The sequence below is a fragment of the Dyadobacter psychrotolerans genome (assembly GCF_004349265.1).
Classification (GTDB): domain Bacteria; phylum Bacteroidota; class Bacteroidia; order Cytophagales; family Spirosomataceae; genus Dyadobacter; species Dyadobacter psychrotolerans.
Genome location: NZ_SMFL01000001.1, coordinates 530,218 through 556,291 on the forward strand (window position 1 = coordinate 530,218; position 26,074 = coordinate 556,291).

The following is a 26,074-nucleotide window of genomic DNA, read 5'->3' on the forward strand; positions in this document are numbered from 1 at the left end:
ATTTCAAAATTACGTTAATTCTTTACTTAACTGTTCTTAAAAATATAATGGCTTTAAATCAATTCCTTTTTTACTGATCTGAATTGCCGGTGCCGGTATTTTGATAGAATTAGCCATAAAACTAATGGTCCGGATGAATTTACTTTTTGTTTTAACTTTCGTCAGATCAATATCAAGTGATAAATAATACTGACGGTAAGGCACATAGCCCATTTCCGCACTTCTGTGTTTTTCAGCAGAAACCATGTTATTGACTCCATAACCGACTGACAAACACAACCATTTAGGCCATTTGCTATTCTTAAAAAAAGAACCCGGACTGGAGGATAACCAATACGTTTGTCCATTATAATCTTTCAGCCATCTTTCCGTATAACCCGAACCTAAAAGTCCAGGCCGGGCAGCAGCAAGGGAGGTGTAATGAAACGAAAATTTAGGCTGAATACGAATTTCATCCCAAAGTGCCATTTGTCCAAAGAACAATACAGAGCCGGTTACATTAGCAATCATATCTCCGGGAGAAAAACCATAGTCAGGTGAAAAACCATCCAGAATTTCAATGGGTGTTTGGAAAATAATTCCTGAAATAGTCCCATAAACCAACATTTGTTTTTTTGATATTCCGGTAGTTTTATAAATCGCGGCAGTGTGGCGGGCAATTTGGTAGGATGTGTAAACGTGCCCCATTTTGTCCATTTGAAGCCATTCATGGGAATCATCCTCAACTGTAAATTTAGTAAGCGGGTTTTTGTACCACGATTTACTTAAACCATAAATACTGCCCAAATACAAAACAGACTGTCCTGCAAAAATTCCCCGAAGCAATTTATAATTTGGCCTTTTATTAGCAGAAGTATCAATGCGGATGCTATCTGCCTGACCGATTGCCGCAGAAACTGAGGATAGGAAAAACGATAATAAAATCAGAACAGAGAGAAAAAAAGATCTTTGACTTTTGTATCTAAAAAAATGAAATACAGAACCTTCCGGATGTCTACTCTCCTTAGTATCCCCCATGGTACTTTCTTAATCCCCACTCGATTCCCAACAAGATTACCAGCAGGAAAAACAACCATTTCAAATGGATAAGTTCGACCATCTCTTCGGTACTATCCAGACGGTCAGCGGGGCGGTTTTGTTTTAAATTTTTTACAAACTGTGAAAGAGAAGAAGGAGCAATAAACGTTCCGCCGGTGTTGCCTGCCAGTTCACGAAGCAATCCAAAATCAGCGGTGGTATTGTTCATTTCAAGGTCAACATCTCTGATCACAAATTGTCCGCTTACTTTTTCCTGTCCGCTTCTTAAAGCAGCAGTTGCCTGGAACTTGTAAACTCCCTCTGTAAGACCGCTGATGTTGAATCTTGGATTTTCAGCGGTGTGAATATAGGAATATTGTTTTACCGCACCCTTTTCATCCGTTAAGGATAGCTTCACTTCCTGTCCGTAAATCTGTTCGTAAATGTCATTGTAGATTTCAGTTTGAAAAACCACTTCCTCTCCTGCTTCAAACTCAGCACGAACCGGATAAACCCTAAACTTACGTTTGTCTTCCCTGACTGAAAGTATTTGAATCAGCTTTTGAAAAAGGTTATCAACGACGTCCTGTTTTCCTGTCAAAGCATATTCTTCCTGACGCCACTGCCAAATTCCTTCCCCTGCAAGAACGGCGGTTTTTTGATCCAACGCCGTATTTAAAACCAGCAAAGGCTTGTTTGTATTAAGCGTACCTACCTTTTGAAATAAGATTGGCTCTGTTCCGGAAGAAATATTGTAGTCACCAAATGGAACGGAAAGCGGCGGAAGTCTTTCCAGAATTTTTAGGGCTTCTACATCCAGATTGAGCATCTGAAAAGAAGAATTAAAACGGGCCGTTACTTTATCAGTCTGACCGTTGGCAGTGTTGATCGTCAGGGACCGGTTTAATGTATTTACCAGTGGAACCGCCGACTGGTTGCCCAGGATATACCAGATCGGTGTTTTTGAATCCAGGTATTTGCGCACCAGCGGATTTCCCAAACCAAGAATATTCGGAACCTGATGCAGAATTACCAGGTCATAAGGTTTACTTGTTGCAGGCGGATTTGCTGAAATCGAAAGAATCTGGACATCGAGATCATAATTGTCGTTGCGCTCGATCAGACTTCTTAATGCCTTAATATCCGGATGAGGGGCGAGAGCCAGCAACAGAATATTCTGACGGCCATCGATGATGTCAATGTAAACATCCCTTTTGTTATTCCGCACAGTAGCTTCACCGGCAACCGCACCCAACTCAACGGTATAATGTTGAACACCCTTTTGGCCGGATGAAGTTTTGAAATCGTAAGCTTTAAAAAAAGACTCGCGATCAATCAGAACCTGCTGAGTTTCGATAATTCGTCCGTTTTGTTTCAGCGAAACAGTTGTCCTTTTTCCGGCAAGCCCGTTGGCAACCAGCTCTGCCCGGACCGGAAACTCATTTCCCAGATAGGCAACCCGGTTACTGACAACATTTTTTATGCTGAGATCCAGATCCGGAACCGTGTCACCGACAGCAAGTGTATTCACCTTAAACGGGTAACGCACAAAAGCCGGAGATACACCTTCATTCACAATTCCGTCGGAAAGCAACACAACGTCTGTCAGGTTTCTTCCTTCAAAATTACTTTTGATTGTTTGCAGCAATCCCGACAAATCTGTCTTTTTCTTATCAAAACGAATGGAATCGGCGTTTTCAGTTTTAACTGCCTTATCCAGTGTCTGAATACTTACTTCAAATCCGGCAGCTGAAAGTTCGGCTGTGGCTCCTGCAAGTTCCTTGCTGATTGCCTGTCCATAATCTTTTACTGATTCTGAGTTATCAATAGCGAAAACCACTTTGGCTTTATCTACAGAAGTTTCCGTTTTCCTGATCAGCGGGCTTAGCAGCAAAAAACAAATGCAGGCTACCGTAAAACCCCTTAATCCTGCCAGGGCATAATTAAGCCTTTTGCTCCACGATGCCACCGGCTGATACAGCAGCCACGCATAGGCGGCTCCTGCAATCAGACAGAAAATGATAAACCAGTAAGGAGTTTGAAAAAGAAGTTCAGAACGCATATTTGGAACAGACAGTTGGCCGCGAGGCGATAGTCAATGTAGCAAGATACAGCAAAACTGTTTACGATTTACTGTGAATTGTGCGTTAACCGCTGTTTTACTTCCAGATATACTAGGTCAGCATACCGCCATCTACCTGAAGAACCTGTCCTGTAATGTAACGGGAAAGATCAGATGCCAAAAATATACATGCGTCTGCAACTTCTTCCGGCTGTCCGCCACGCTTCATAGGAATGGATTGTTTCCAGTCTTCAGTTGCTTTTGAGTCAATTGCATCGGTCATTTCAGTTTCAATAAAACCCGGAGCGACTGCATTCGAACGGATATTTCTTGAACCTAATTCAAGTGCAATGGATTTGGTAAAACCAATAATTCCTGCTTTTGAAGCCGCGTAATTAGCCTGCCCGGCGTTACCACGAATACCAACAACAGATGTAATGTTGATAATTGAACCGCTTTTAGCCCGCATCATGCTTTTAGTAGCAGCTTTGGTCAGGTTAAAAACCGATTTTAAATTGGTATTGATAACAATATCCCAGTTTTCTTCGCTCATACGCATCAGCAAACCGTCACGGGTTACACCTGCGTTATTGATTAATATATCCAGTTTACCAAAATCTGCCACTACGTCGGTTACCAGCTGATCGGCAGCCTGAAAGTTCGAAGCATCAGAACGATATCCTTTTGCTTTGATACCATATTGTTCCAGTTCCTGCGCTAGAGCCTCCCCTTTTTCTACGCTTGATAAATACGTAAAAGCCACATTTGCACCTTCTTGCGCCAGACGCAAAGCAATTGAACGGCCGATACCACGGGAAGCTCCGGTAACCAAAGCAACTTTATTTTCTACTAATTTCATCTGTTAAGTATTGAGATATTATATTCAAAGACACATCACTTCGTTTCATAATGTATCCGCCAAGGTGAATTACGATTGGCAAAAATAGAGTATTGTACAGAGACGGGCAAAAAAGAGATGGATGTAAATGCTCGTCACCTTGCAAAGCCGGGTAAAATTAAAATTTTTATGTAAATTCGGATAAGACCAAAACCAGAAGTGCTTATGGAAACTTTAGTCATTGAAATTCAAAATCCTGAAGCCAGGAGATTAATTGATAACATGGTTGACTTGGGATTAATTTCTGTTAAAAGCGTGGAGCCATCTTGGAAAGAACGTTGGAAAAAGATTTCCGATTCCCTGCCACCCTCGTCTGACCTGTCAGACGAAGATATCATGAGTGAAATTGATGAACTGCGTAGCAAACGCGTAATTTCTTGATAAGAGTTGTGGAAGTCTATTCTTCATTACTTCCAACATGAAATTCAATTCCCACTACCTCATTCCAAACCTTCCTGGCATTGTCTTTGTTCTCTTTCCATTGGTTTAACTTAAATGACCTTTTGCGGTCGGAAAATTTAACATACATGGCAGAATCAATTAAAACAGCACTTATCACAGGTGGTTCAAAAGGAATTGGATATGGTGTGGCAGAAGCACTTATTAAAGATGGAATCTATGTTGCAATTACCAGCCGCTCTCAAAAAAGCGCTGATGAAGCTGCGGCATCGCTCAATAAAATTAAAGAAGGATTTGCTATCGGAATTGAATCCGATGTCAGAAATCTGGAATCCCAGCAATCTGCGGTAAAAACTGTTTTGGATAAATGGGGACAACTGAATTATGTCATTGCCAATGCAGGAGTTGGTCATTTTGCACCCATCGCCGAACTGACAACCGAACAATGGCAGGAAACAATTGACATTAACCTTACCGGCGTATTTTTTAGTGCAAAAGCCTCCATTGAAGCTTTAAAAGAAACGAAAGGTTATTTTATCAATATTGCAAGTTTGGCCGGAACCAACTTTTTTGCTGGCGGGACAGCTTATAACGCCAGTAAATTCGGGCTTGTTGGACTTTCCCAGGCCATGATGATGGACGTCAGAGCAGATGGGATAAAAGTTACGACGATTATGCCAGGATCGGTTGCTACTGAATTCGGCGATCACAAACCATCCGAAAAGGATGCATGGAAAATACAGCCGGAAGACATCGGTCAGATCGTTTCCGACCTGATTAAAATGCCTTCACGTACACTACCAAGTAAAATTGAAGTGCGCCCTTCGATGCCACCGAAATAAATTTTAGCCTTTTTGACCTGAATACCATTTTTGAAATACAAACCAGGAATAAAAAGCTCCGGAAACTGCAATAAGTAAAACCGGAATTTTATATAAAATCAAAAGCGTAAGAACAACAAATTCGATTAAAACGGGTTGCATGGTATCTTCCAGCAGTCCGTTTTTTTTGTATAAATAAGTATGAAACAACAGAAGAATTGATAAACCCAGACAATAGAGCTGCACGATTTCAGAAAAAGTCAAGACGTTGTATCGGAAACAAATCAGGGTTTCGGGGAGGATCACCAGTGCGTGAATTAGAAGCATACGCCCGAACCGCTTGTTTATTGAAAGTGGCAGTGAACGGTTCCATAACCACACCACACTTTCCCATTGAAACAATTCAAAGGAAAGGCCAATATTTAAAAGATAAGCCAAAGAAAGACCAACAGCCGGCAGCCTCAAATCATAAGTATCTGTTTGGTAGTAAATCAAAGTACAGACAAAAACCAGGGCCGAACCGGTTTTGCAAACCAGCAGCGTAACACCTTTTTCTCTTACCAGCCATTCGAGTGACCAGTATATCCAGGAATTTGGCCGGGGAATTTGCCATGTACTTATTGTCTGCTTTTTATTGACAAAAAGACGGGGATTACGGATCCGCCATTCTGTACCTATTATAATTCCTAAAATCAGGACAGTGTAAACAAGGAAGATCGGCCAGACACGCCCGAGCAGTTTATCCTGCAAAGCTACGGACAACATATAAATCCCATAGTATAGCAAAGGCTGCAAAAATCCCAATGCTACAATTCCGAACCTCAAAAAGCGACTCGTTCCGCTCCAAAGCCGGGTTTGATAAACAAAATGGTACGCCGGCTGTTTCCAGAGGTTTATTAAAAAGTGGATACAGAAAACGGTATATAAAATCCAGACTGCAAACAGATAAAACATGCCAAACCGGTCTGTCAGGAAAAAAGCGGCGAATGCATGATGTTCGCGGCCGCTTAAAAACCCAAACAGAATGCCGATCAAAACGAAAAACATTCCAGCCCGCTGTTTGAAAAATTCCGAAACGGTGGAAATCAGAATCGTTTTCATAAATACGAAATACTTTGGAGCGTCTTATTTTTCAATGCAAAACTGCCCGTAACCAAAAGACCTTCCTGCTGGAATGTCTGATGAGACGATAACATAAAAGTGACGCCGCTGGCATGATAACTTTTGATCAGTTCAAATAAAGCTGCCCGCGCTTCCTGATCGATCGTAATGAGTGGCTCATCCAAAATGATAAGCGATGGATTTCCTAAAAACGCAACTGCGAGCGAAACTTTTTTAACCATTCCGCTGGAACAGCTGCCAAATGGGCTTTTCAAATAATTAATCCCCAAAGCATCTATGAGTTTATCAGCTTGCCCAGCCGGGCTTTTTTTCGCCTCCGCAACAAAGGAAATCAGATCGGCGGGTGTCAGGAATGACGGATATAAAGGTTCGGCTTCGCCAAGATTTAATCTTAATAGATAATCGATCTGGTTTTTTTTCAGATCATACTGTCCGTTCAGCATAATGCTTCCCGAATAGGGCAACATACCTGCCAGCGATCTGAATAAGGTCGATTTTCCTGCTCCATTTTCTCCCTGAATCCAATAAATACCGTAATCGATTTTCCAGGATTCCATGTTCAGTATCTCATGAGTCCCGTACTGCTGTTTCAAATTTGTTACTTCCAATACCATCCACAAATATGTAAAAGAATCTTAAATATAGAACAGAAATTGAGTTGCATTTTTTATTTAACCGTTTTGGAAAACTCAAATTGTAGATACAACTGGTATTTATACTAAAAAAAGTTAAATTTGTTCTATATCAACAAGGCGCCGTTTCCATGCAAACGATCATCGATTACTTTGGTCAGATCCCGTCCAGTCACAGAAGCGCTATTTTGGCAGGCGGAATATTGTTCTTCTGGTTGCTTGAAGGCATATGGCCATTGTTCCGGTTTTCATATCACAAATGGAAACATGCAGGAATAAATTTCTTTTTTACACTTACTACTATACTTGTAAATTTCCCGCTGGCATTTATTCTGGTAAAAACCAGCGACTGGACAATCAAGGAAGAGTTGGGCATTTTACAATGGCTTCCCCACATGCCAGCCTGGCTTTACGCCCTGACCGGCTTATTGCTCCTGGATATCGTCGGAGCCTGGCTTGCGCACTGGACGCAGCATAAAACGAAGTGGCTCTGGCGATTTCATATCATACACCACGCTGATCAGCATGTAGATACGACAACCGCCAACCGCCACCATCCGGGCGAAAGTTTCATCCGTTTCGTCTTTACCGCAGCTGCTATTTTTATAGCCGGAGCTCCCATGTGGCTTGTTTTTCTATATCAATCCCTATCGGTAGTTCTTTCCCAGTTCAATCACGCCAATATTGTTTTGCCATTTTGGATCGACAGAATTTTATGCCTGGTTATCGTAACCCCGAATATGCATCATGTGCATCACCATTACGTTCAGCCTTTTACGGATTCCAATTACGGTAACATTTTCTCGGTTTGGGACCGGCTTTTTGGCACTTTCAAAACCCTGCCTCAAAATGAAATCATTTACGGAATCGACACGCACCCGATACCAGATGAAAACAGCCGTGTCGGCAGTCTGTTAAAAATTCCGTTTCAGGAATACCGCACGCCAGTGAAAGACGATTTTTCCAAAGCAGTAGATTAATTGGGTCAAATCATGCCGTGACTGTAAAATCCGGCGTTCTTACGAGATCAGCAAAATAATAAAGTACTAATTTTTTAAAGGGAAAGATAAAATACGGTCTACTTCTTAAATATTTTTAATAAATTGTGAGCCATTTGCCGGCATCAGTAGATGCCGTTAAGTTATGCCGGGCTGAGATCCCGCAATATGTTAATATTAGCAATAGTCAAATCGACTTATTCCAGATAAAAAATAAACTAAAATGCTCACAAAGTCATCCAACCGCCGTTCCTTTTTGCGATTTTCCGCACTGGCTATTCCTTTTACCCAAATCAATAAACTGATTGGTAAACCTGCACCTAACAAACCGATTGTCGTTTCTACCTGGGACAGTGGCCAGATTGCCAACGGAAGCGCCTGGCCTGTGCTCGAAAAAGGAGGAAAGGCGCTGGATGCGGTAGAACAGGCAGCAATTGCTATAGAAAATGACATTAATTGCTGCGTAGGCCTGGGCGGAAATCCGGACCGCGACGGATATGTTACTTTGGATGCCTGCATCATGGATGAAAAGGCGAATTGCGGTTCCGTGGCTTTTATGGAACGTATCAAACACCCGATTTCGGTTGCCCGAAAATTGATGGAAACCACACCTCACGTGTTTCTGGCAGGTGTAGGCGCACAGCAGTTTGCACTGGCCAACGGCTTTAAACTGGAATCGGCAGAACTTTCACCGGATGCTGCACGGACCTATAAAGAATGGCTCAAAAAGGCAGAATACAAACCAGTCATTAACATTGAACATCAGCAGTCACGCCCGAAGGAAAAAGGTCATGGCCCATTCGCTCCCAACCGTTTTGACGACGGCTCTTTCAATCACGATACCATGGGAACCATTGCTCTGGACGCCAACGGCGACTTGTCCGGCATGTGCACAACCAGCGGAATGGGTTTCAAAATGCGGGGCCGCGTGGGTGACTCGCCTATCATCGGTGCCGGGTTGTTTGTAGATAACGAAGTAGGCGCTGCAACTTCATCCGGACAGGGCGAAGAAGTGATCCGGGTCTGTGGAACACACCTTGTTGTTGAGTTTATGCGTTCGGGCCTTTCGCCGGAAGAAGCCTGCAAAAAAGCTGTTGAACGTATTATCAAGCCAAATCCCGAACGTGCCAAAACTTTTCAGGTTGGCTTTATTGCCATCAACAAACAAGGCGAAGTGGGCGCATACTCCGTTCAGAAAGGTTTTAATTATACTGTAACCGAAAAAGGCGGGAAAGGGAAAGTGATTAATGCGAAAAGCTTTTTTGTGTGAGAATAATTTCACGCAGAGAAAAGAAGTTAAACGCAGAGAGCGCCAAGTTTAAACACGGAGAAAAAAAATAGCACCCTTTGCGCATACCTATTGCCTCTATTGCGGTAAAAAATAACCTCAGAATTAATTAAACCACAATGAAACTTTATACTATTTTACTTTCCACCCTTTCCCTTTTCTCAGCGCTATCAACATCCGCCCAGCAGCACGCGGAACAGGATCATTCCAAATATGTAGTTCCAACGGATCCTTTGGTTCAGAAAAAACTTGCTAAGTGGCAGGATGTTAAATTTGGACTGATGATGCACTGGGGTACTTACAGCCAGTGGGGAATTGTTGAATCCTGGTCGCTGTGCCCGGAAGACGAAGGCTGGTGCGAGCGCAGAGGACCGCATTCGCATGACTGGTTTGAATATAAAAAAGCTTATGAAGAGATCCCTAAAACCTTTAATCCGGTAAAATTCAATCCTGAAAAATGGGCGTCTGCAGCAAAAAATGCCGGAATGAAATACGTCGTTTTCACGACCAAACATCACGACGGCTTTGCGATGTTTGACTCCAAATACACGGATTATAAAATTACAAACACTCCATTCAAGTCGAATCCGAAGAGCAATGTGACTAAGGAAATCCTGTCTGCTTTCAGGAATCAGGGTTTTATGACCGGTACGTATTTTTCAAAGCCAGACTGGCATACCGATTCTTACTGGTGGCCTTATTTCCCGCCAAAAGACCGCAATGCTTCCTACGACCCTAAAAAAAGACCGGAAGTATGGCAGAAATTCAAGGATTTCACCTACAACCAGATCGAAGAGCTGATGTCGGATTATGGTTCGGTTGATATTTTGTGGCTGGATGGCGGCTGGGTTCGTCCTTTCAACACCATCGATCCAAACATCAGCTGGCAGAAATCCATCACTTATGAGCAGGATATCGACATGGCACGCATTGCCAAAATGGCCCGTTCGCATCAGCCGGGTTTGCTGGTCGTAGACCGGACTGTAACTGGTGAATTTGAAAACTACGTAACGCCCGAGCAGCAGATCCCGGACAACTACATGTCAATCCCCTGGGAATCCTGCCTGACCATGGGCGATTCCTGGTCTTACATTCCAAAAGAAAACTTTAAAACGACACATAAACTGGTTCATACCCTGGTTGACATCGTGGCAAAAGGCGGAAACCTCCTCCTGAACGTGGCACCCGGCCCAGACGGCGAATGGCATCAGGAAGCTTACACACGCCTGGAAGAAATGGGCAAATGGATGAATGTGAACAGCATTGGCATATACGAAACCAAACCACTGTCTCCATATAGAAAAGGCAAATGGGCTTATACCAAAAAAGGAAACACAACCTACGCCTTTTACCTGGCCGAAGCAGGAGAAAAAATCCCTGTTTCCCTAAAACCGGAAGGCATTTCGTTATCCGCAACTGCTAAAATCACGCTGGCAGGAAACAAAAAGGCCTTAAAACAAAAAGAAGGAGCTATCCAGGTCCCAGCCAAAACTGCTGATGAGATTGGTGTTCAACCTGCCTATTTGCTTGTGATTGAATAGACGATAAAGTCCGCCGTATAAATTTCTCCGTTTCGTTGAAAGAGTATAGTCCGGGAATGTTATCTTTATGGGGTAGCATTTCCGGATTTTTCGTTGGAGTTCAGCAATCATCAACAACAAAAGTTTTAGCAACTACCATGGCTAAGAACACACACATTGAAGTAAAAGGAACAGAAATTGCCATTTTTAAAGCTGAAATGGATGATTTTATTTCACTGACTGACATTGCGCGATACAAAGATGCCGCCAATACGGATATAATTATTCAAAATTGGTTAAGGAATCGAAACACCATTGAGTTGCTTGGGTTTTGGGAACAATTGTATAACCCCGATTTTAAACCCCTCGAATTCGAGGGGTTTAGAAAACAAGCTGGTTTGAATAGTTTTGTCCTTACTCCTAAAAGATGGATTGAAACCACCAACGCTATTGGGCTCATTTCCAGAAAGAATATTCCAGCTCAACCAAATGGCCATAACGCAAATGACATCGCTTTTGCGGCATAAGACTGTCGTTAAGGAACTGAAATAGAATGAGTTGTTTGTGATTGAATGAAACAGGAATAAATTTTTCCGTTTCGTTCAATGAGTATGGTCCGGGAATGTTATCTTTATGGGATAGCGTTTCCGGATTTTTTTGTGGGTGGTTTGATTACCAAGGTTAGCCTGTGCTTTTCTATTAGCTGATCTGAATAAAATCTTAATATGAGAAAAGTAATTGATTCAAAAACATAAATTCCGTAAGCCGATCAAGATATCAGTTAGCCATAACTTAAACAATACATTGAAACGACAAATTTTAGATCTTAACTTCTGGTCGGAAGAACGTAAGATCGTAAGAAATTCCTATGACTTCAATGAGCATTGGGCAGAAATAGTTAAAAGATTTGAAGCTCGTATAAATGACTTTTACTTTTCCCCCATTGACAGAATCAAAGACCCAAACGAATTAAAAGGTGAAGGATTTACAATTCTGACAATACAATGTGCATTAATAGAAATGTTTGCAGCATTTAAGTATGGAAAGATTCATAAATTCGATAAAAAAAATATTGACCCCAAATATAATTACAAAACAGCAAACGAATGTTTTATTCCTTTTCTCCATTCAGAACAAATATTTGAAAATCACTTCTACAAATTTGATAATAATGGAAAAAAATTATGCGATGAACCGTTCTCTGCAACTGAATTTTACAACAAAGTTCGTTGTGGACTTATGCACGAGGCAAGAACAAAAGGATAATGGGTTATAAATGGGAAGAAAACATATCGTGATGATGAAATAATTTTTATAAACCAGGACACAGAAAATAACAGAATTATTATTGACAGGACGATTCTAAATAAACAGTTAAAAAAATATTTTCAGGACAATTTGTATATTCTACTACAAAATACTGCTGATGGTAATCGATTAAGAAGACTGTTTGGCAGAAAGCTTGATCATTTATATGAAATCCCTATTGATCAAAATTATGACTGGTGGAATGACGAATAGCTAATTGAAACTTATACATTGAGAGTTAGATACAATGTTAAGACTATTTTATTCTCACTTAATTCGAAGTCATATGAGTAACCGACCCATTCTCACAAAGTTCAACTCTGCATAACTAATGGATAAAGAAATAGAAAAAATACACAGAGAAATTCCAGATGCAATTGATGGTATAAATGTAATGGAAGAAGCAAACTCGATAATTATCATATATCAAGGTGAATACTTTCTAAAAAATAAAATTGCCGAAATAAAATTGTTAGGAAAAATAACATATGAATGGTTTGCAAACTCAGGAGTTTACTTTTATGGGAATCCAGTATCAGATAATGGAAATTTATATAAAACAATCGACCGTCATGAAGATTATTCAATAATTATCCAAGACTTAGAATTCGGAAATGGTTTTATAACCAATTTCACATTAGAAAATCTAAGCTTTATAACTATCAAAGGTGCAATTTCAAAACATGCGATTCTAGGAGACAAAAGTATATCCGCATCAAAATTAAAGTTTTCAATACCAAATCTTCGTGATTTTTTCGGACTGCCTGTAAAAAGAATAAGAGATAGTGGCATATCAACATCAATGGGTAGAATAATACTTGAAGATGACGTTTACACGATTATTATTGACAAATGTCCGGACTTCAAAAATCGTAAAGAAAGCTTACAGGAAAAAGGTGGTTACATAACCTTATACGATGGAGAATTAACAAGTAAAAAAAAATCAATAAGCTATGTGGATACCGAAGAATTATTTTACTGCCTCGATACCTTTTTAACCTTTCTAAACGGTAGAAGAACAGCATCACTTTTTATTCATGGTATTTTTGAAGAACGGGTAATTTGGACTGACTTTACAGATAAATTTATTGATTCATACAAATCCGTAAAGTCATGGCCAGGAAGGCATTCGATTAAAGGTTTCAATGAGCTTTGGAAAAGATTCAGATCTTTTTGGAGCAAGCCGGATGATAAAAACTTTTTAACTTCCTTAATACATTGGTATGTGGAGGCAAATAGCCACACGGGATTTTCAGAAGGCTCAATAATATTAGCTCAGACAGCACTGGAATTAGTTTATAACTGGTGGATAGTTGAAAAGAGAAAGATGATTTTGGGAAGAGATGCGGAAAATATCAGTGCTTCAAATAAAATCCGCCTATTAATTTCTCAATTAAATATTTCTAGCGAAATACCAATAGATTTTACTGAACTTACAAATTTCAAAAATTCAACAGAAAACGTCATTGATGCTCCTGATGCAATTGTCTATATCAGAAATGCCATAGTTCATTCACAAGAGGAAAAGAGAAAAAAATTAAATAATATCACTAACACGGCTAGGTATCAAGCCCTTCAAATATATATACGGTATATAGAAATTTCATTGTTGCATATCCTTGACTATAAAGGTGATCACGTAGATAGATGCTCAAAATCCAAATACTGACATAAATTTTGGTAATAATATTTTATAGAAGATAGAAATTATAACAAATATCCAATAAATAGAAGGTACCCCAATGACCTGCAAGAACTGCTCCTACGAAGTAACCCAAAACTATTGCCCGAACTGTGGGCAGCCTGCTAAACTGAAACGAATTGATGCACATTACATTCAGCATGAAATAGAACATATACTGCATTTTGAAAAAGGGATTTTTTATACAGTAAAAGAGCTGCTGATCAGGCCGGGAGAGAATGTCAGGGAGTTTATATCGGATAACCGCAGCAGGCTGGTGAAACCAATTATCTTTATCATTATTTCTTCTTTAATTTATTCAGTAATCAATCATTTTTTTCATCTGGAAGATGGTTATGTAAATTATCAGGAAGATACCAAGTCGACCACCGGAGCCATTTTTGCCTGGGTGCAAAATCATTATGGCTACGCCAATATCATTATGGGCGTTTTCATCGCGCTGTGGCTGAAGTTATTTTTCAAAAAAAGCAATTACAACTTCTTCGAGATCCTGATCCTGTTGTGCTTTATTATGGGTGTAGCAATGTTGCTGTATTCTGTTTTTGCCATTTTCCAGGGTCTGACCAAAGTGGACCTGATGCAGTTTGGTGGGATTTTAAGTTTTATTTATTGTTCCTGGGCAATCGCGCAGTTTTTTGACAATGGAAAAATGGCAAGTATTTTGAAAGCGTGCATCGCCTACATGTTTGGCGTAATTACTTTTACCTGTTCAGCAATGCTTTTAGGTTTCCTGGTTGATCAGATTGTAAAACATTAACCGAAAGTTCGTTACAAAATCACCATGCTTATTCAAACTTTACAAACCTTATTTGACAGAGATCTTAAACGGTTAAAGGCTGAAATTCAACAGTACAACAACGAAGAGAAAATCTGGTACTTCGAGAAGAATATTACCAATTCGGCAGGAAACCTTTGTTTGCATCTGATTGGAAACTTAAACACATACATCGGCGCCCAACTCGGCCAAACCACCTATATCCGAAACAGAGATCTTGAATTTTCAGCAAAGAACATTCCCAGAACTGAATTACTCAGCAAAATCGAGGAAACGATTCATGTAGTAAAGGAAACTTTGGAAAAGCTAAGTGAACATGAACTGGAAATGGAATATCCCATTGTCGTATTTGACAAAAAGACCTCGACGGAATATCTGTTGGTGCATTTAACGACGCATTTAACCTATCATCTTGGACAAATAAACTATCACCGGCGGCTTTTGGATGTTGGTTAATTCACCAGAAAGTTGCAAGCGCACCACATTGTAAATCAAATTATTACGGTGCGCTGCACCTTACACTTTTCGTTCGAACGGCTTTTCTACAAATATTTGGGTGCGCTGCACCCTGATGATACAATAAACTTAAAGATACGTTAACCGGAAAAGACAGGCACAGAGCGCCGAAATATTTGTAGATATAAGATTACCCTGAGAGAAGTTAGGTGCAGCGCACAGTAATATTTTGTCACGATAATTTTCGAACGGTATTTCTGAATATGTAATACAAACTACCCCGATGCGCTGCACCAGGCAACATAGCAACGAAGTCGGAGGCAACGAACAGGCGCAGAGCGCCGAAATATTTGTAGATATAAGATTACCTTCAAGCGACAAAGGTGCAGCGCGCCGTAACATTTCCTCATTCCGCTGTGTCATATAGGAATCCGCCTTCTGTTTCTAACAAACTTTTGTAAATTTACCCCGACAAGGAATTTCATTCCTGACTCAACGATACCACTCCTAAAACCAAAAGGAAATTGACAACAAATTTAGATAAAATTCAGAATCTGCTTCCATTAGGTTACCTGTACCTGATCATCCTCGGAATTGTTAAAGAGAGCCTTTATTATTATCAGCTGGACATTAATATCCTGAAATATTCATCGATTATGGATATTTTAATCAGTCCGATCGCTGACCTGACCTCTGAACCGATTATTCTCATCGCGGTTATTTTTATGATTGCGCTTTCAATACTGCTCCAATTCTTACTTAGCAGGAACAGCCACAAAAAGTGGGTTCAAAAATTTATTGGTCAAAAGGATTCCGAAAAAGTACTTTCCAAAGAGGAGATCAAAGCTACTATTTCCCGTGTATTCGTCGTTTTCTGTATGACCGCACTTTCGTCATTCTTCTTTGGACTGGGAATAGGCAACGGCATGAAAATGGTTAAGAAGATCAAAACGAATAAGCTTACGTATAATCATAAAATCAGTTTCGACTCTGACAAAACCGAAGAAGTATGTCTGTTCGACAACAACAGCTCCTACTATTTTTATCTGACCAAAGGGAACAAAAACATAAAAATAGCGCCCGTAGGAAGCATTAAAAGTGTTGAACTGATCAATAACAAAAAGCTGAAATAGAAATTCGCCACAGACGGCCGAACCTTTCAAAATTTATTGGATATTTACCTGCTGTTTATCCATCTAACCTTTACCTGACCTGATCCTTAATAAAATGATAAAAAAAATAGCCGCCCTGGTTCTTTTTGCGGGATTTAACTCCTTTGCTCAAACTCCTCCCAAACCTTATGGAGCCCTTCCGGCACCTCGTCAGGTTGCCTGGCACGAAACCGAAGTATATGGCCTTATTCATTTCACGCCTACCACTTTTGAAAATAAAGAATGGGGTTTTGGAGATGCAGATCCAAAGCTTTTCAACCCAACCGATTTTAATGCTGAACAGATTATTCTTGCAGCAAAAGCCGGCGGACTGAGGGGAATCATCTTCGTAGCAAAACACCACGATGGTTTTGCACTTTGGCCAACCAAAACAACGGAATACAATATTTCAAAAAGTCCGTTCAGAGACGGAAAAGGCGACATGGTAAAGGAAGTGGCCGATGCCGCTAAAAAGCACGGATTGAAATTTGGCGTTTACTGCTCTCCCTGGGACCGAAATAATGCCAAATACGGAACTCCGGAATACCTTCAGATTTACCGCGATCAGCTTAAAGAACTTTATTCAAATTACGGTCCGCTGTTTATGTCCTGGCACGATGGCGCCAATGGCGGTGACGGATATTATGGCGGAGCAAAAGAGAAACGCTCTATTGACAACACGACTTATTACCAGTGGGATTCTACCTGGACAAACCTGACGCGTAAGCTTCAGCCTACTGCTAACATTTTCAGCGATATTGGCTGGGACGTACGCTGGGCAGGAAATGAGGATGGATCAGTTGATGAAACTTCCTGGGCAACTTTGACGCCGGTTCCTTCAAAAGGGAAAAATGTGGCCGTTCCGGGGCAGGCAAATGCTGAGGAAAATCCGGGTGGAACGCGTAACGGAAAATTCTGGATTCCTGCTGAATGTGACGTTCCGCTTCGGAAAGGATGGTTTTATCATGCGGATCAAAAACCAAAAACACCTGAAAAGTTATTTGACTTATATCTAAAAAGCGTAGGCCGGGGTGCTGCTCTTGATTTAGGGCTTGCTCCCGATATGAGCGGACAGCTTCATGCTGATGATGTGGCTTCACTAAAATCTTTCGGAGACCATGTCAGTAAAACTTTTGCTACCAATCTGATTGCGAAAGCCGGTTCTAAGGCAGTGAACGTGAGAGGTTATAACAGCATTTACAGTGCCAAAAATATCCTGGACAGCAAACCGGAAACATATTGGGCAACCGACGATGATTTTACGACACCGGAGGTAGTGATAGACTTATCCCAGCCAATTACTTTCGACATCATCAGTTTGCAGGAATACATTAAATTAGGACAGCGTATTGAAGGTTTTGCTGTGGATGTGTGGGAAGGAGCCGATTGGAAAGAAATCCACAAAGGCACCAGCGTCGGTGCGAAAAGACTGGTAAAACTGTCGGTTCCGGTAACAGGCCAAAAATTCAGACTGCGTATAACAAAATCGCCGGTAAGTGTAGCAATCAGCGAATTCGGCTTTTACAAAGATTCAGAGTAACTCAATGACCCTTAACTCCTTAATGGTTTTTAAATTAACATTAAGGAGTTAAGAAAAATTAAGCTAAAATTTTATTTTAGTCTTTCCAGCCGTGTATACATTTCCATTATTGCAGCCTGGTCTATAAGACCTTTTTCTTTTTTTCTTCCAAGCAAATTATTCTCATCCCGCTCCTGGGACCAGATCCTCTCGGCGTCGCTGACAAAAAACCGGAACCTTTCTTTGTTTTTGTCCACTTTATAGAGTTCCTCGTACCCTCTCAGCAACACAACATTAAACCAGTAATTCCCTGGCAACTTTCCGTTTTTGTAAAAGAATTTCTCTGCTGCGTCAGCAACAAAAATGGCTTCATCCAGATACTTTTTCTCCTTCATAATTTGGTAGAACAAAACATTGGATTGCAGCATGGTACCGGTATTGTAAGTGTATTTGGCCGAATCTATTTTCATGTCGGGAATCTTAATCGCGTCCCAGTAAATGCCATTCGGAGCACGCAGATGTTTGTTTGTCCAATCGTACAATTGCGTTGCTACGGTCAGGTATTCTTTCTTTTTTGTGATTTTATATAACTGCAAAGCAACCAGAATCCCCGGGCCATTGGAACAGGTATTTTTGGTATTCTTTTCATCTTCCTTCCAATACAGCCCGCCACCGCTTTTTTCGTCAAAACCCGTCATCATAAAACGATAAATTTCTTCGGCCAGGGTTAAATATGTTTTTTTGCCGGTACGGTTGTAGGCATCAAGCGCGGCAATAGCAACCCACTGATTATCATCATAGAAGCGCGAATCCTTACCTTCTTTGGTTACATAAGCCTGATAACCAGGAGCCGGAGGTTCGTTATTGTGGTATTGCTGTATTGCAGCTAAAACCGGCTTTAGATATTCCTTTTTCGGTTCTAATTGTTCCGTTTCATTAGCTGCCTGCATGAGTGCGCATAATGGCCAGAGATAGGAATGCGGTTTATCGTTTTTCCCGTTCGTTTCAATGTATAAGCCGGTTTCAGGTTTGTAGAATATCTTGTTTATATTTTGGTTGATAACAACAATCCGGCCTCTATAATCAGGAGATTGCGCGCTTAACCTGAAGTTTGACAAAATGATAATCGAAAATAGTAAAGCAGTTTTTATCATCATGATGGTTTTTAGGATTTTATCAAAGGTAAAGACGAGAATATTTTAAAACCATTAAGGAGTTAAGAAACATTAAGTCTTAATTTTTCTTAACTCCTTAATGTTGTAATATATCCGATTTAATCCACATACCTGATCCTGCCGTTTCCTGTAAGATTTACCAGATCTTTTAAATCGTAATATTTCAAAACACCATAAAGCACATTGGAATACACATCCCGCTGCATTGGATTTTTTACAATCTCTTCAAAAGATTTAAAAGAACGGGAAATTTCAGTTTGCGAAATCCTTTTGTCCAGGTAAGCCGCATGAATAGCAGCCGGGCCGTAAGCTCCGTTTGCGACCAGGTTAATTTTATGATCTTTTAGTTTACTATCAGAATTTATAAAATCGACTACGGATAAAATATCTGTTACACGCTGCCCCATTACCGGCTTTCCGATATGCATGCTGGTCATGGCATTTCGGTATTCCTTATTCCAGTATTTGGTATCGTTCAACTCCAAAGGATCGGCAGTTTCACCAAATCCACGAAGATCGGCAAGAACAAGGATATCACCGCGATTGATAAAAGGCTCTAACGCCCTATCACTCGCCAGCGTTTCAGCTTTTCCATTTTCATTCAGGTAAAGTGTAACCTTACCATTCACAGAAACTTTTTCAGGATAAATAACCACTACAGGAATGGGAATTTCATCATTTTTTGCGATCTGGTATTTATGAATGGTAAAATTTCGCTGCCTGGAAGTTCCGGTTTGCTCTATGGTAATTTTTTCTTCAGAAAGTTTTATTCCCAAAAGATCAAGCACTTTTGCTTTGACAATACCAATTTCATTTCTAACAAAAGCAGATCTGGTTGTTGCGAGCTGTTCGGTTAAAAGTTTGTTTTCCAGCAGAGTTGAAATACCATCCTGAAAATCCGTCAAAACCTGGCTGCTGTTTGTAACCAAAAGATCCTTTTCCGGAATTGACGTCATTTCTTTTTCCTGAACCGGATTGTTATCCTGGTAAAACCATCTTCTAAACCAGCTTGTCGCCGCTTCGCGTTTTGGCCTTGGCATACCGTGCCCGCTTTCGGCGGTAAACATGCTGACTTTATTTTCTTCTCCTAAAACCTTGTAAGCTTCTTTGAGTTCACCGAAAGTTTGCTGCGCCCCTACGTAATCAACAAAATCATAAAGACCCGACATGATCAATAATGGCTTTGGCGAAAACATCAAAAGAAAATCTGCAAGTTCAAGGCCTTCTCTTCCTTCGTAAGGGATATGCTGGCAGCCATCCGATGGCCCGTTTAGTTCAAGTACCCTTTCCCTTTTTGAAACATAACTGCAGACAACTGCTACTTTAATCCGTTCATCCAAACCCAGCATGTAGGTTGTCTGTGTGCCACCGCCGGAACTTCCGATACACCCCAGTTTATTTTTGTCAACCTCTGGCCGGGTTTCCAGGTAGTCGAGCGCGCGATGGTTATCCCAATATTCGATCATCGCCACACTGGTACCTGTCAGATTTGCACCTGCATTAAGCAAAGTATGTTCTGTGGTCGATCCTCTGGTCGCGGCTTTTCCTTCACCGTCCAGTAACTGCACCCTTTCTCCCTGCCCTACCGGATCCACCGTCAGTGCAGCGAATCCATTTTGAACCAATATCAGGGCTTCTTTTTGCGCAGAGCCTTTTCCCGACATCCCGTGTCCGGCAAGAATCAAAATTCCCGGAGATGGTCCTTTTTTATCGGGAAGATATAAGTTAGCTGTTACGTAGCGGCCAGGCGTACTTTGGAATAGAATGTTTTCTACCGTAAATCCCTGATAATTTTTCGTTCCGGTAATCTTCACTTTTAAATCCGACTTTGCAGGAAAGCTGCCGACAATCGAGCGATAGCGTTCGATCGATTTGTCGCGGTATTGTTCCATCGCCTTTTTTGAAGAAAGTGCTGACGAAAAAGCTTTTTTTCTGTCATCAAACTGCTGATGAACCTCGCGCAGCAGGTAGGTATTGTAGGCAATGTTATTACGCCAGGCCAGCGCATTGGCATTTTCCTGGGCAAATACAATCTGATGAACAAAAAGAAATACCGGAATGCTTAGAGCAAACCGGTATCCTTTAAAAGACTTTCCAAGTTTCGAAAACTTGGAAAGTCTTGAGAGTCTGTTTCCTGACATACTAGTTATAACCAGGATTTTGTTTGAACTCTTCTTTATTTGTGATCGCATCCAGCTCAACCTGAGGAATCGGGCGCAACATGTGCGTTTCCTTAATGTTTGCTTTTGCGTCCATGTTGTATTTCTGAACGTAGCTAACCAGTTTACCTGTACGTTTCAGATCAAACCAACGAAGCATTTCTCCTGCAAGCTCACGACCACGTTCATCCAGAATGAAGTCAATGTTCAAATCCTTGGCAGCTACTTCCATATCAGTTTCTTTCCCTGGGATCGCACGTTTCTTACGCAGATCGTTTATGTATTTCAAAGCTTCGGTTGGAGCAGTGCTCATCAAAGCTTCCGATGCGATCAGATACATTTCTGCAATACGGATCACAAAACCATCACGTGAACTCCATTCCTGATTTGCTGTTAATCGGGTTGGATCCATATGTTTGCTCATCTGAATAAACTGGGATCTTGTTTGCAAAACACCATCTTTATACATCGTGTTGCGGTCGTACAGTTTATATTTATTGGCTGCATTGGCAATTTGTGCCGGTGTAGCTACGGATTTCAGGAATAACATAGACGTATCGCCCAATGCCATTTTCGCATATCCTGTAACCGTTCCTGCTTTCAGGTTAGCCATGTTTGCTTTCCATACGGTCTGGAATGTTCCGTCGTAGCGCTGATCTATCTTTTCGTTGAACAGATCGAGCAGACGCAAAGTAGGAACATAACGCTGGTAAGGACGACCATAAAGAACAGAACGTTCCATACCAGGCTGTTTGTCATAAACCATAATATAGTGCAGGTGACTGTTATTTCCCTTTCCGGCAGCCGGGTCAAAATCACCATTCATTGTATCATCGTTGGTGTAATTGACATAATAAACCACCTCAGAATTTGCTCCGCCTTCTGAATTTTTCATATCCCAAAGTAATTTAAAATCGCTGAACAGCGTATAACGACCTGTTGCAATTACCTCTTTGGCCAAAGTTGCAGCTTCGGCATACAGTGCAGCGTTGTTGGTAGCGCTTGCACGTGTCAGACACATCCGCGCCTTAAATGCTTTTGCTACATCCTGGGTGATACGCCCGGTTGAAGACTTTTGTGCAGCTAAATTTGCAATAGCAACGTTCAGGTCATCAAATATAACTTTGTAAAAATCTTCAACACTTGATCTTTTTGCCGTTGTAACTTCACCAATAGTAGGCTCAGTCAGAAGCACCACATTTCCCCAGGTTTCGGTGATCAGCCATAGATAATGAGCACGTAAAAATCTTACTTCTCCTGCATATTGTTTGTTTAAAGCTTCACTTAAAACGGGCGAAGGAAGCATTTTAAGCGCCGTATTACAGGTGTTCAATGCTTTGTACAAATGACCCCAGGAATCTTTAAGGTTTGTCTGTGCACCATTTAAATCCACTGTATAATCTGAAATCTGATTGGCCTTGTTATCACCACCGCGAAGGAAAAGGTCCGTTCCGGTTTCTGTAAATGCCATCGGGAATTCTTTACCATACCATAATCTGGTTCCTGAGTAACTTGCATTCACTGCTGCAGTGATACCCAATTCGGTTGCAAAAAACGGATCTGCCGTCAAACCGCTTTTGTTGGATTCTGTCAGGTAATCTTCACAGGATGTTAACCCAGCCAGGGAAACCGCCATGCATAATGCTATAATTTTGCTTTTCATTGAAATGTCAGTTTGAATATTTTTTTCTTGTCAGGATAAAATCAGGTGTTTCAGATCAAAAATCGATGTTAACACCAAAGATCATTTGTTTTACCAGCGGGAAGCTCAAATCTCCGCCACGTTCCGGATCGTAATCCTTTATTTTGCTGAAAGTGAAATAGTTCTGTAAAGTTCCATAAACGCGTACTCTTCCCACTCCGATTCTTTTAACGACTGCCGATGGGATGTTATAGCCCAATGACACATCACGTATTTTCAGGAAAGAGCCGTCAACATAACCCAGCGTTGACTGGTACAGATAGTTGGTGGTCGAGTAAGAACTGTTTGGTCTTGGAAAAGCGTTCGTTGGGTTTTCTGGTGTCCAGTAATCCACATTAGAGGAATTTTCCAGCGCACTTGGTTTGTAGGCCGAGCTGTTGTATTCGTAATTAATAAACTGTCCAATCCGTGCAAATACAAAAACGCTCATATCAAAGTTCTTATATTCAAAATGGTTATTAACACCGATTGAAAACTTAGGTACTTGTGAAAAAGTCGTTCTGTCACCCGGATCAACTACACCGTTTCCATTTATGTCGGCAACCTTGACGTCACCCGGTTTGTTGCTTCCAAAGTTTTTGGCTGCCTCTTCTTCGCCAAGCTGCCAGTTTCCTATTTTTTTGTAATTAAAAAATACTTTTGTCGGCTCCCCAACAAACCAGCTGTTAGCTTCATTTCGGGTTACACCGTCGTTCAGGGCAACAATTTTTTCGCGGTTCAGTGTAAATGTATAGTCCGTCGACCAGTTGAATGATTTAGCATTCAAGTTTTGTGATGTGATCGAAAGCTCGATTCCTTTATTTTGTACCTGCCCTACATTTTTCAGGATATCGGGGTACCCGGAGTGTGTTGGAAGCAAACTTGGCAGAAGCAGATCCTTTGTCAGAGATTTATAGATATCTATGTTACCGGAAATTCTGTTTTGGAAAAACCCGAAATCAAGGCCCGCATTCCAGGTACCGGTTGTTTCCCAGGTAAGGGCCGGATTTTCCACGATATTTGGAGCATATCCAAATGCAGCACTTGTTCCAAATGCATAAGCTGATAAACCCAAACCTCCCAAAGTAGCGTAGGGATCAATAGCCGCATTACCTGACTTACCCCAGCTTAAACGAACTTTCAGATCATTAACGACTTTACTGTTTTGTAAAAATGGCTCTTCAATAATCCGCCACGCAGCAGATGCAGACGGGAAATAACCCCATTTGTTACCAGCTGCCAATACAGAAGATCCGTCAGTTCGAAGCGAAGCCTGTAAGATGTATTTGTTGTTTAGCTTATAATTAACTCTTCCAAAGAAAGATGCGATACGCGTTTCTCTTAACTTACTTCCAATTACTTTTGAAATAGTATTCGAGTTAAGATCATGGAAAGACGTAATCGGCGAAGCCTGGTTGTTACCCGACGAAGTATATTCTTCATAATTGGTTCCCAGTGAACTCGTACCTAACAATCCCTGTATCTGATGAACTCCAACGGTTTTGGTGTAATTCAGTGTATTTTCCCAGGTATAGTTAAAGCCGTTGTTGATTTCAACGCCGGATACAGAGTTGCGTCCTGCATTGGCAATGGTGTTGTAACCTTTGTAATAACCCCGTCGGTAATCCAGGTTATCCAGACCGATCATCGATTTCAGGAAAAGGTCATTGGTTACTTTTACATCAATGTATGCCGTTGCAAATAATCTCTTGTCCCTGATATTATTGACAAATACACCTGGCTGCTCATCTGCCAGCGGAGTAAATTGTGCACTGTAACCAGGAGCCGGATTCAGGATCAATGATCCGTCGGCATTGAAAGCCTTCGCAATTGGAAGGATTTTGTTTGCCATGTTCAGCGGGTTATCTCTTTTATCCTGATTTTTGTAAGAATAAATAGCGCTTACACCGACACGGATCCTATTATTTAACTTGTGGTCAATGCTCACTTTTCCGTTCAATCTTCTGTAAACATCATCAAGCAATAAACCTTTATCTCTCTGATATCCAAAGGAAGTTGCAAAGGTTGTCTTTTCGCTTCCGCCGGTTAGATTGACCTCGTAGTTCTGCATCAAACCATTGTGAAAAATGTAGCTCTGCCAGTCTTCGAACTGCCCATCCTTAATGTATTGCAATTCTGTAACCTGGAAAATATCCTCATCCTTCCGGTAAACGTCGCCGTTCGTGGTCCGGTACGCTTCACGCTTTTGCTGAGCATATTCCTGTCCATTCATCATCTTTGGATACAATGCCTTTTTATTCATAGAAACGTATGAATTAACCGACAAAGTTGATTTCCCCGAAACGCCTTTTTTAGTAGTAATAATAATTACACCGTTGGCACCCCTGGTTCCGTAAATCGCAGTAGAAGCCACATCTTTTAAGACTTCGATCGAAGCGATATCCGTAGGGTTGATGTCAATAAAAGAACCGTAAGGAATACCATCAACAAGTACCAAAGGTTTATTATCTGCCTTTAATGAGCGGTTTCCACGAAGTACAATGTTGATATTTGCCCCAGGCTGACCGGAAGTTTGCGTAATATCAATACCGGATACTTTTCCCTGTAAAGAACGAAGTGCATTCGTAGTTGGGATAGCCGTAATGTCCTTTGCTTTTACTGATGTAATCGCACCGGTAACATCGCTTTTTTTCATCGTACCATAACCAACCACGACAATTTCTTCCAGCGCTTTAGTATCGGTCAAAAGTTTTACATCAATAATCGAGCGGTTATTAACCTGTACCTCTTGTGTAAGGTAACCTACATAAGAGAAAACCAGCGTTCCGTTTCCTTCCGGAATGGATAGTTTAAAAACGCCGTTCACATCAGAAGTTGCACCGGTGGTTGTTCCTTTTAAAAGAATACTTACACCCGGCAGTTCTTCTCCATTATCACCGGTAATTTTTCCACTTACATCAATAACAGCCCTAGACTGGTTTTTCCCGTCCACTGCATGTTTGGTTATCCTTAATTCAGTTCCGGCAAAAACCTGCTGACCGGTAAGCGGTAACATACCACCTAATAGCAGAAGACTGAGGGCTGAGGCACTTTGTAGTTTTTTTAACATACATTATAACAGTTTATAAAATTCTAATTATTCACCTTTAATTCATATTATCAAACCATCAGAAACTACATGCAAATCCTGTCGGATCGTTTGTGGGTAAATGAGATTATTATTTAATGATGAATTTTCGCTTGGAAAGAAATGTGATCAAATCAAGAAATAAGTGATTTTTTTAATCAACTTATTTCTGATTGCTTTTAGGAAGATGAACCTATTGTTAGAAAGAGCCAAGTTATTCTTGGTATTTTTTTACGCAATCGTTGTCGGGAACGTTGCCAAAATAGAGCAGAAGTAGTTTTTTATAGGATTATTTTGAAATAT

The 26,074-nt window shown here is 40.9% G+C and carries 22 protein-coding genes; 12 read left to right on the forward strand and 10 right to left on the reverse strand.

What is annotated here, in order from left to right; genetic code table 11:
* Nucleotides 1–36 precede the first annotated feature (36 nt).
* The 3 genes from E0F88_RS02300 to fabG form a co-directional block, all read right to left on the reverse strand.
* A complete protein-coding gene (locus E0F88_RS02300; protein ID WP_131956251.1) occupies nucleotides 37–1,017 on the reverse strand; it encodes a DUF2279 domain-containing protein in 981 nt (326 codons plus the stop codon).
* Nucleotides 1,004–3,079, reverse strand: a complete 2,076-nt coding sequence (locus E0F88_RS02305; protein ID WP_131956253.1) for a VWA domain-containing protein — start codon at nucleotides 3,077–3,079, stop codon at nucleotides 1,004–1,006. The genes E0F88_RS02300 and E0F88_RS02305 overlap by 14 nt, the downstream gene beginning before the upstream one ends.
* 112 nt (nucleotides 3,080–3,191) lie before the next feature.
* The gene (gene fabG, locus E0F88_RS02310) at nucleotides 3,192–3,938 is read right to left on the reverse strand and encodes a 3-oxoacyl-[acyl-carrier-protein] reductase (RefSeq protein WP_131956255.1); all 747 of its coding nucleotides are present in this window, start codon (nucleotides 3,936–3,938) and stop codon (nucleotides 3,192–3,194) included.
* Nucleotides 3,939–4,142: 204 nt separating this feature from the next.
* On the opposite strand from fabG, the gene E0F88_RS02315 reads away from it, so the two are divergent.
* Nucleotides 4,143–4,358, forward strand: coding sequence for a hypothetical protein (locus tag E0F88_RS02315; RefSeq protein WP_131956257.1), 216 nt, complete (start codon nucleotides 4,143–4,145; stop codon nucleotides 4,356–4,358).
* A 16-nt stretch (nucleotides 4,359–4,374) separates the two neighbouring features.
* On the opposite strand, the gene E0F88_RS34505 is transcribed toward E0F88_RS02315, so the two are convergent.
* Complete coding sequence (locus E0F88_RS34505) at nucleotides 4,375–4,506, reverse strand: hypothetical protein (protein WP_262709853.1); 132 nt, start codon at nucleotides 4,504–4,506, stop codon at nucleotides 4,375–4,377.
* On the opposite strand from E0F88_RS34505, the gene E0F88_RS02320 reads away from it, so the two are divergent.
* Nucleotides 4,505–5,218, forward strand: coding sequence for an SDR family oxidoreductase (locus E0F88_RS02320; protein WP_131956259.1), 714 nt, complete (start codon nucleotides 4,505–4,507; stop codon nucleotides 5,216–5,218). The two genes, E0F88_RS34505 and E0F88_RS02320, sit on opposite strands and share 2 nt — an antisense overlap.
* A gap of 3 nt (nucleotides 5,219–5,221) precedes the next feature.
* On the opposite strand, the gene E0F88_RS02325 is transcribed toward E0F88_RS02320, so the two are convergent.
* On the reverse strand, nucleotides 5,222–6,298 hold the full coding sequence (locus E0F88_RS02325) for a hypothetical protein (RefSeq protein ID WP_131956261.1): 1,077 nt from the start codon (nucleotides 6,296–6,298) through the stop codon (nucleotides 5,222–5,224).
* Nucleotides 6,295–6,933, reverse strand: coding sequence for an ABC transporter ATP-binding protein (locus tag E0F88_RS02330; protein WP_131956263.1), 639 nt, complete (start codon nucleotides 6,931–6,933; stop codon nucleotides 6,295–6,297). The genes E0F88_RS02325 and E0F88_RS02330 overlap by 4 nt, the downstream gene beginning before the upstream one ends.
* 149 nt (nucleotides 6,934–7,082) lie before the next feature.
* Here E0F88_RS02330 and E0F88_RS02335 point away from each other — a divergent pair, with 149 nt between their 5' ends.
* From E0F88_RS02335 to E0F88_RS02380, 10 genes are all read left to right on the forward strand, one after another.
* The gene (locus tag E0F88_RS02335) at nucleotides 7,083–7,931 is read left to right on the forward strand and encodes a sterol desaturase family protein (protein ID WP_131956265.1); all 849 of its coding nucleotides are present in this window, start codon (nucleotides 7,083–7,085) and stop codon (nucleotides 7,929–7,931) included.
* Between the two features lie 241 nt (nucleotides 7,932–8,172).
* A complete protein-coding gene (locus tag E0F88_RS02340) occupies nucleotides 8,173–9,219 on the forward strand; it encodes an isoaspartyl peptidase/L-asparaginase family protein (protein WP_131956267.1) in 1,047 nt (348 codons plus the stop codon).
* Between the two features lie 137 nt (nucleotides 9,220–9,356).
* Entirely contained in the window at nucleotides 9,357–10,778 is a 1,422-nt protein-coding gene (locus E0F88_RS02345; RefSeq protein ID WP_131956269.1) for an alpha-L-fucosidase, read from the forward strand.
* Nucleotides 10,779–10,813: 35 nt separating this feature from the next.
* Nucleotides 10,814–11,284: a KilA-N domain-containing protein gene (locus E0F88_RS02350; RefSeq protein ID WP_229213649.1), complete on the forward strand. Its 471-nt coding sequence runs from the start codon at nucleotides 10,814–10,816 to the stop codon at nucleotides 11,282–11,284.
* A gap of 277 nt (nucleotides 11,285–11,561) precedes the next feature.
* Entirely contained in the window at nucleotides 11,562–12,023 is a 462-nt protein-coding gene (locus tag E0F88_RS02355; RefSeq protein WP_131956271.1) for a hypothetical protein, read from the forward strand.
* A gap of 373 nt (nucleotides 12,024–12,396) precedes the next feature.
* Nucleotides 12,397–13,734 carry a YopA family protein gene (locus E0F88_RS02360; RefSeq protein ID WP_131956273.1) on the forward strand — a complete coding sequence of 446 codons (1,338 nt, stop codon included), beginning with the start codon at nucleotides 12,397–12,399 and terminating at the stop codon, nucleotides 13,732–13,734.
* Between the two features lie 73 nt (nucleotides 13,735–13,807).
* Complete coding sequence (locus E0F88_RS02365) at nucleotides 13,808–14,524, forward strand: DUF3667 domain-containing protein (protein WP_131956275.1); 717 nt, start codon at nucleotides 13,808–13,810, stop codon at nucleotides 14,522–14,524.
* Nucleotides 14,525–14,548: 24 nt separating this feature from the next.
* Entirely contained in the window at nucleotides 14,549–14,998 is a 450-nt protein-coding gene (locus tag E0F88_RS02370; RefSeq protein WP_131956277.1) for a DinB family protein, read from the forward strand.
* 524 nt (nucleotides 14,999–15,522) lie between these two features.
* Nucleotides 15,523–16,131 (forward strand): hypothetical protein, encoded by a 609-nt coding sequence (locus E0F88_RS02375; protein WP_131956279.1) that lies wholly within the window; start codon nucleotides 15,523–15,525, stop codon nucleotides 16,129–16,131.
* A 94-nt stretch (nucleotides 16,132–16,225) separates the two neighbouring features.
* The gene (locus E0F88_RS02380) at nucleotides 16,226–17,689 is read left to right on the forward strand and encodes an alpha-L-fucosidase (RefSeq protein WP_131956280.1); all 1,464 of its coding nucleotides are present in this window, start codon (nucleotides 16,226–16,228) and stop codon (nucleotides 17,687–17,689) included.
* Between the two features lie 71 nt (nucleotides 17,690–17,760).
* On the opposite strand, the gene E0F88_RS02385 is transcribed toward E0F88_RS02380, so the two are convergent.
* The 4 genes from E0F88_RS02385 to E0F88_RS02400 form a co-directional block, all read right to left on the reverse strand.
* On the reverse strand, nucleotides 17,761–18,825 hold the full coding sequence (locus tag E0F88_RS02385) for a glycoside hydrolase family 76 protein (RefSeq protein WP_131956282.1): 1,065 nt from the start codon (nucleotides 18,823–18,825) through the stop codon (nucleotides 17,761–17,763).
* Between the two features lie 116 nt (nucleotides 18,826–18,941).
* Nucleotides 18,942–20,984, reverse strand: coding sequence for an alpha/beta hydrolase family protein (locus tag E0F88_RS02390; RefSeq protein WP_131956284.1), 2,043 nt, complete (start codon nucleotides 20,982–20,984; stop codon nucleotides 18,942–18,944).
* A gap of 1 nt (nucleotide 20,985) precedes the next feature.
* A complete protein-coding gene (locus E0F88_RS02395) occupies nucleotides 20,986–22,665 on the reverse strand; it encodes a RagB/SusD family nutrient uptake outer membrane protein (protein ID WP_131956286.1) in 1,680 nt (559 codons plus the stop codon).
* A gap of 55 nt (nucleotides 22,666–22,720) precedes the next feature.
* Nucleotides 22,721–25,753 carry a SusC/RagA family TonB-linked outer membrane protein gene (locus E0F88_RS02400; protein WP_131956288.1) on the reverse strand — a complete coding sequence of 1,011 codons (3,033 nt, stop codon included), beginning with the start codon at nucleotides 25,751–25,753 and terminating at the stop codon, nucleotides 22,721–22,723.
* Nucleotides 25,754–26,074 lie beyond the last annotated feature (321 nt).

Excerpts from the sequence above, each read along its gene's own strand:
- E0F88_RS02320 (WP_131956259.1), top strand. The coding sequence starts at position 4,505 with ATGGCAGAATCAATTAAAACAGCACTTATCACAGGTGGTTCAAAAGGA.
- E0F88_RS02345 (WP_131956269.1), top strand. The coding sequence starts at position 9,357 with ATGAAACTTTATACTATTTTACTTTCCACCCTTTCCCTTTTCTCAGCG.
- E0F88_RS02360 (WP_131956273.1), top strand. The coding sequence starts at position 12,397 with ATGGATAAAGAAATAGAAAAAATACACAGAGAAATTCCAGATGCAATT.
- E0F88_RS02380 (WP_131956280.1), top strand. The coding sequence starts at position 16,226 with ATGATAAAAAAAATAGCCGCCCTGGTTCTTTTTGCGGGATTTAACTCC.
- E0F88_RS02370 (WP_131956277.1), top strand. The coding sequence starts at position 14,549 with ATGCTTATTCAAACTTTACAAACCTTATTTGACAGAGATCTTAAACGG.
- E0F88_RS02325 (WP_131956261.1), bottom strand. The coding sequence starts at position 6,298 with ATGAAAACGATTCTGATTTCCACCGTTTCGGAATTTTTCAAACAGCGG.
- E0F88_RS02390 (WP_131956284.1), bottom strand. The coding sequence starts at position 20,984 with ATGTCAGGAAACAGACTCTCAAGACTTTCCAAGTTTTCGAAACTTGGA.
- E0F88_RS02400 (WP_131956288.1), bottom strand. The coding sequence starts at position 25,753 with ATGTTAAAAAAACTACAAAGTGCCTCAGCCCTCAGTCTTCTGCTATTA.
- E0F88_RS02340 (WP_131956267.1), top strand. The coding sequence starts at position 8,173 with ATGCTCACAAAGTCATCCAACCGCCGTTCCTTTTTGCGATTTTCCGCA.
- fabG (WP_131956255.1), bottom strand. The coding sequence starts at position 3,938 with ATGAAATTAGTAGAAAATAAAGTTGCTTTGGTTACCGGAGCTTCCCGT.
- E0F88_RS02305 (WP_131956253.1), bottom strand. The coding sequence starts at position 3,079 with ATGCGTTCTGAACTTCTTTTTCAAACTCCTTACTGGTTTATCATTTTC.
- E0F88_RS02315 (WP_131956257.1), top strand. The coding sequence starts at position 4,143 with ATGGAAACTTTAGTCATTGAAATTCAAAATCCTGAAGCCAGGAGATTA.
- E0F88_RS02300 (WP_131956251.1), bottom strand. The coding sequence starts at position 1,017 with ATGGGGGATACTAAGGAGAGTAGACATCCGGAAGGTTCTGTATTTCAT.
- E0F88_RS02330 (WP_131956263.1), bottom strand. The coding sequence starts at position 6,933 with ATGGTATTGGAAGTAACAAATTTGAAACAGCAGTACGGGACTCATGAG.
- E0F88_RS02335 (WP_131956265.1), top strand. The coding sequence starts at position 7,083 with ATGCAAACGATCATCGATTACTTTGGTCAGATCCCGTCCAGTCACAGA.
- E0F88_RS34505 (WP_262709853.1), bottom strand. The coding sequence starts at position 4,506 with ATGTATGTTAAATTTTCCGACCGCAAAAGGTCATTTAAGTTAAACCAA.
- E0F88_RS02385 (WP_131956282.1), bottom strand. The coding sequence starts at position 18,825 with ATGATGATAAAAACTGCTTTACTATTTTCGATTATCATTTTGTCAAAC.
- E0F88_RS02395 (WP_131956286.1), bottom strand. The coding sequence starts at position 22,665 with ATGAAAAGCAAAATTATAGCATTATGCATGGCGGTTTCCCTGGCTGGG.
- E0F88_RS02365 (WP_131956275.1), top strand. The coding sequence starts at position 13,808 with ATGACCTGCAAGAACTGCTCCTACGAAGTAACCCAAAACTATTGCCCG.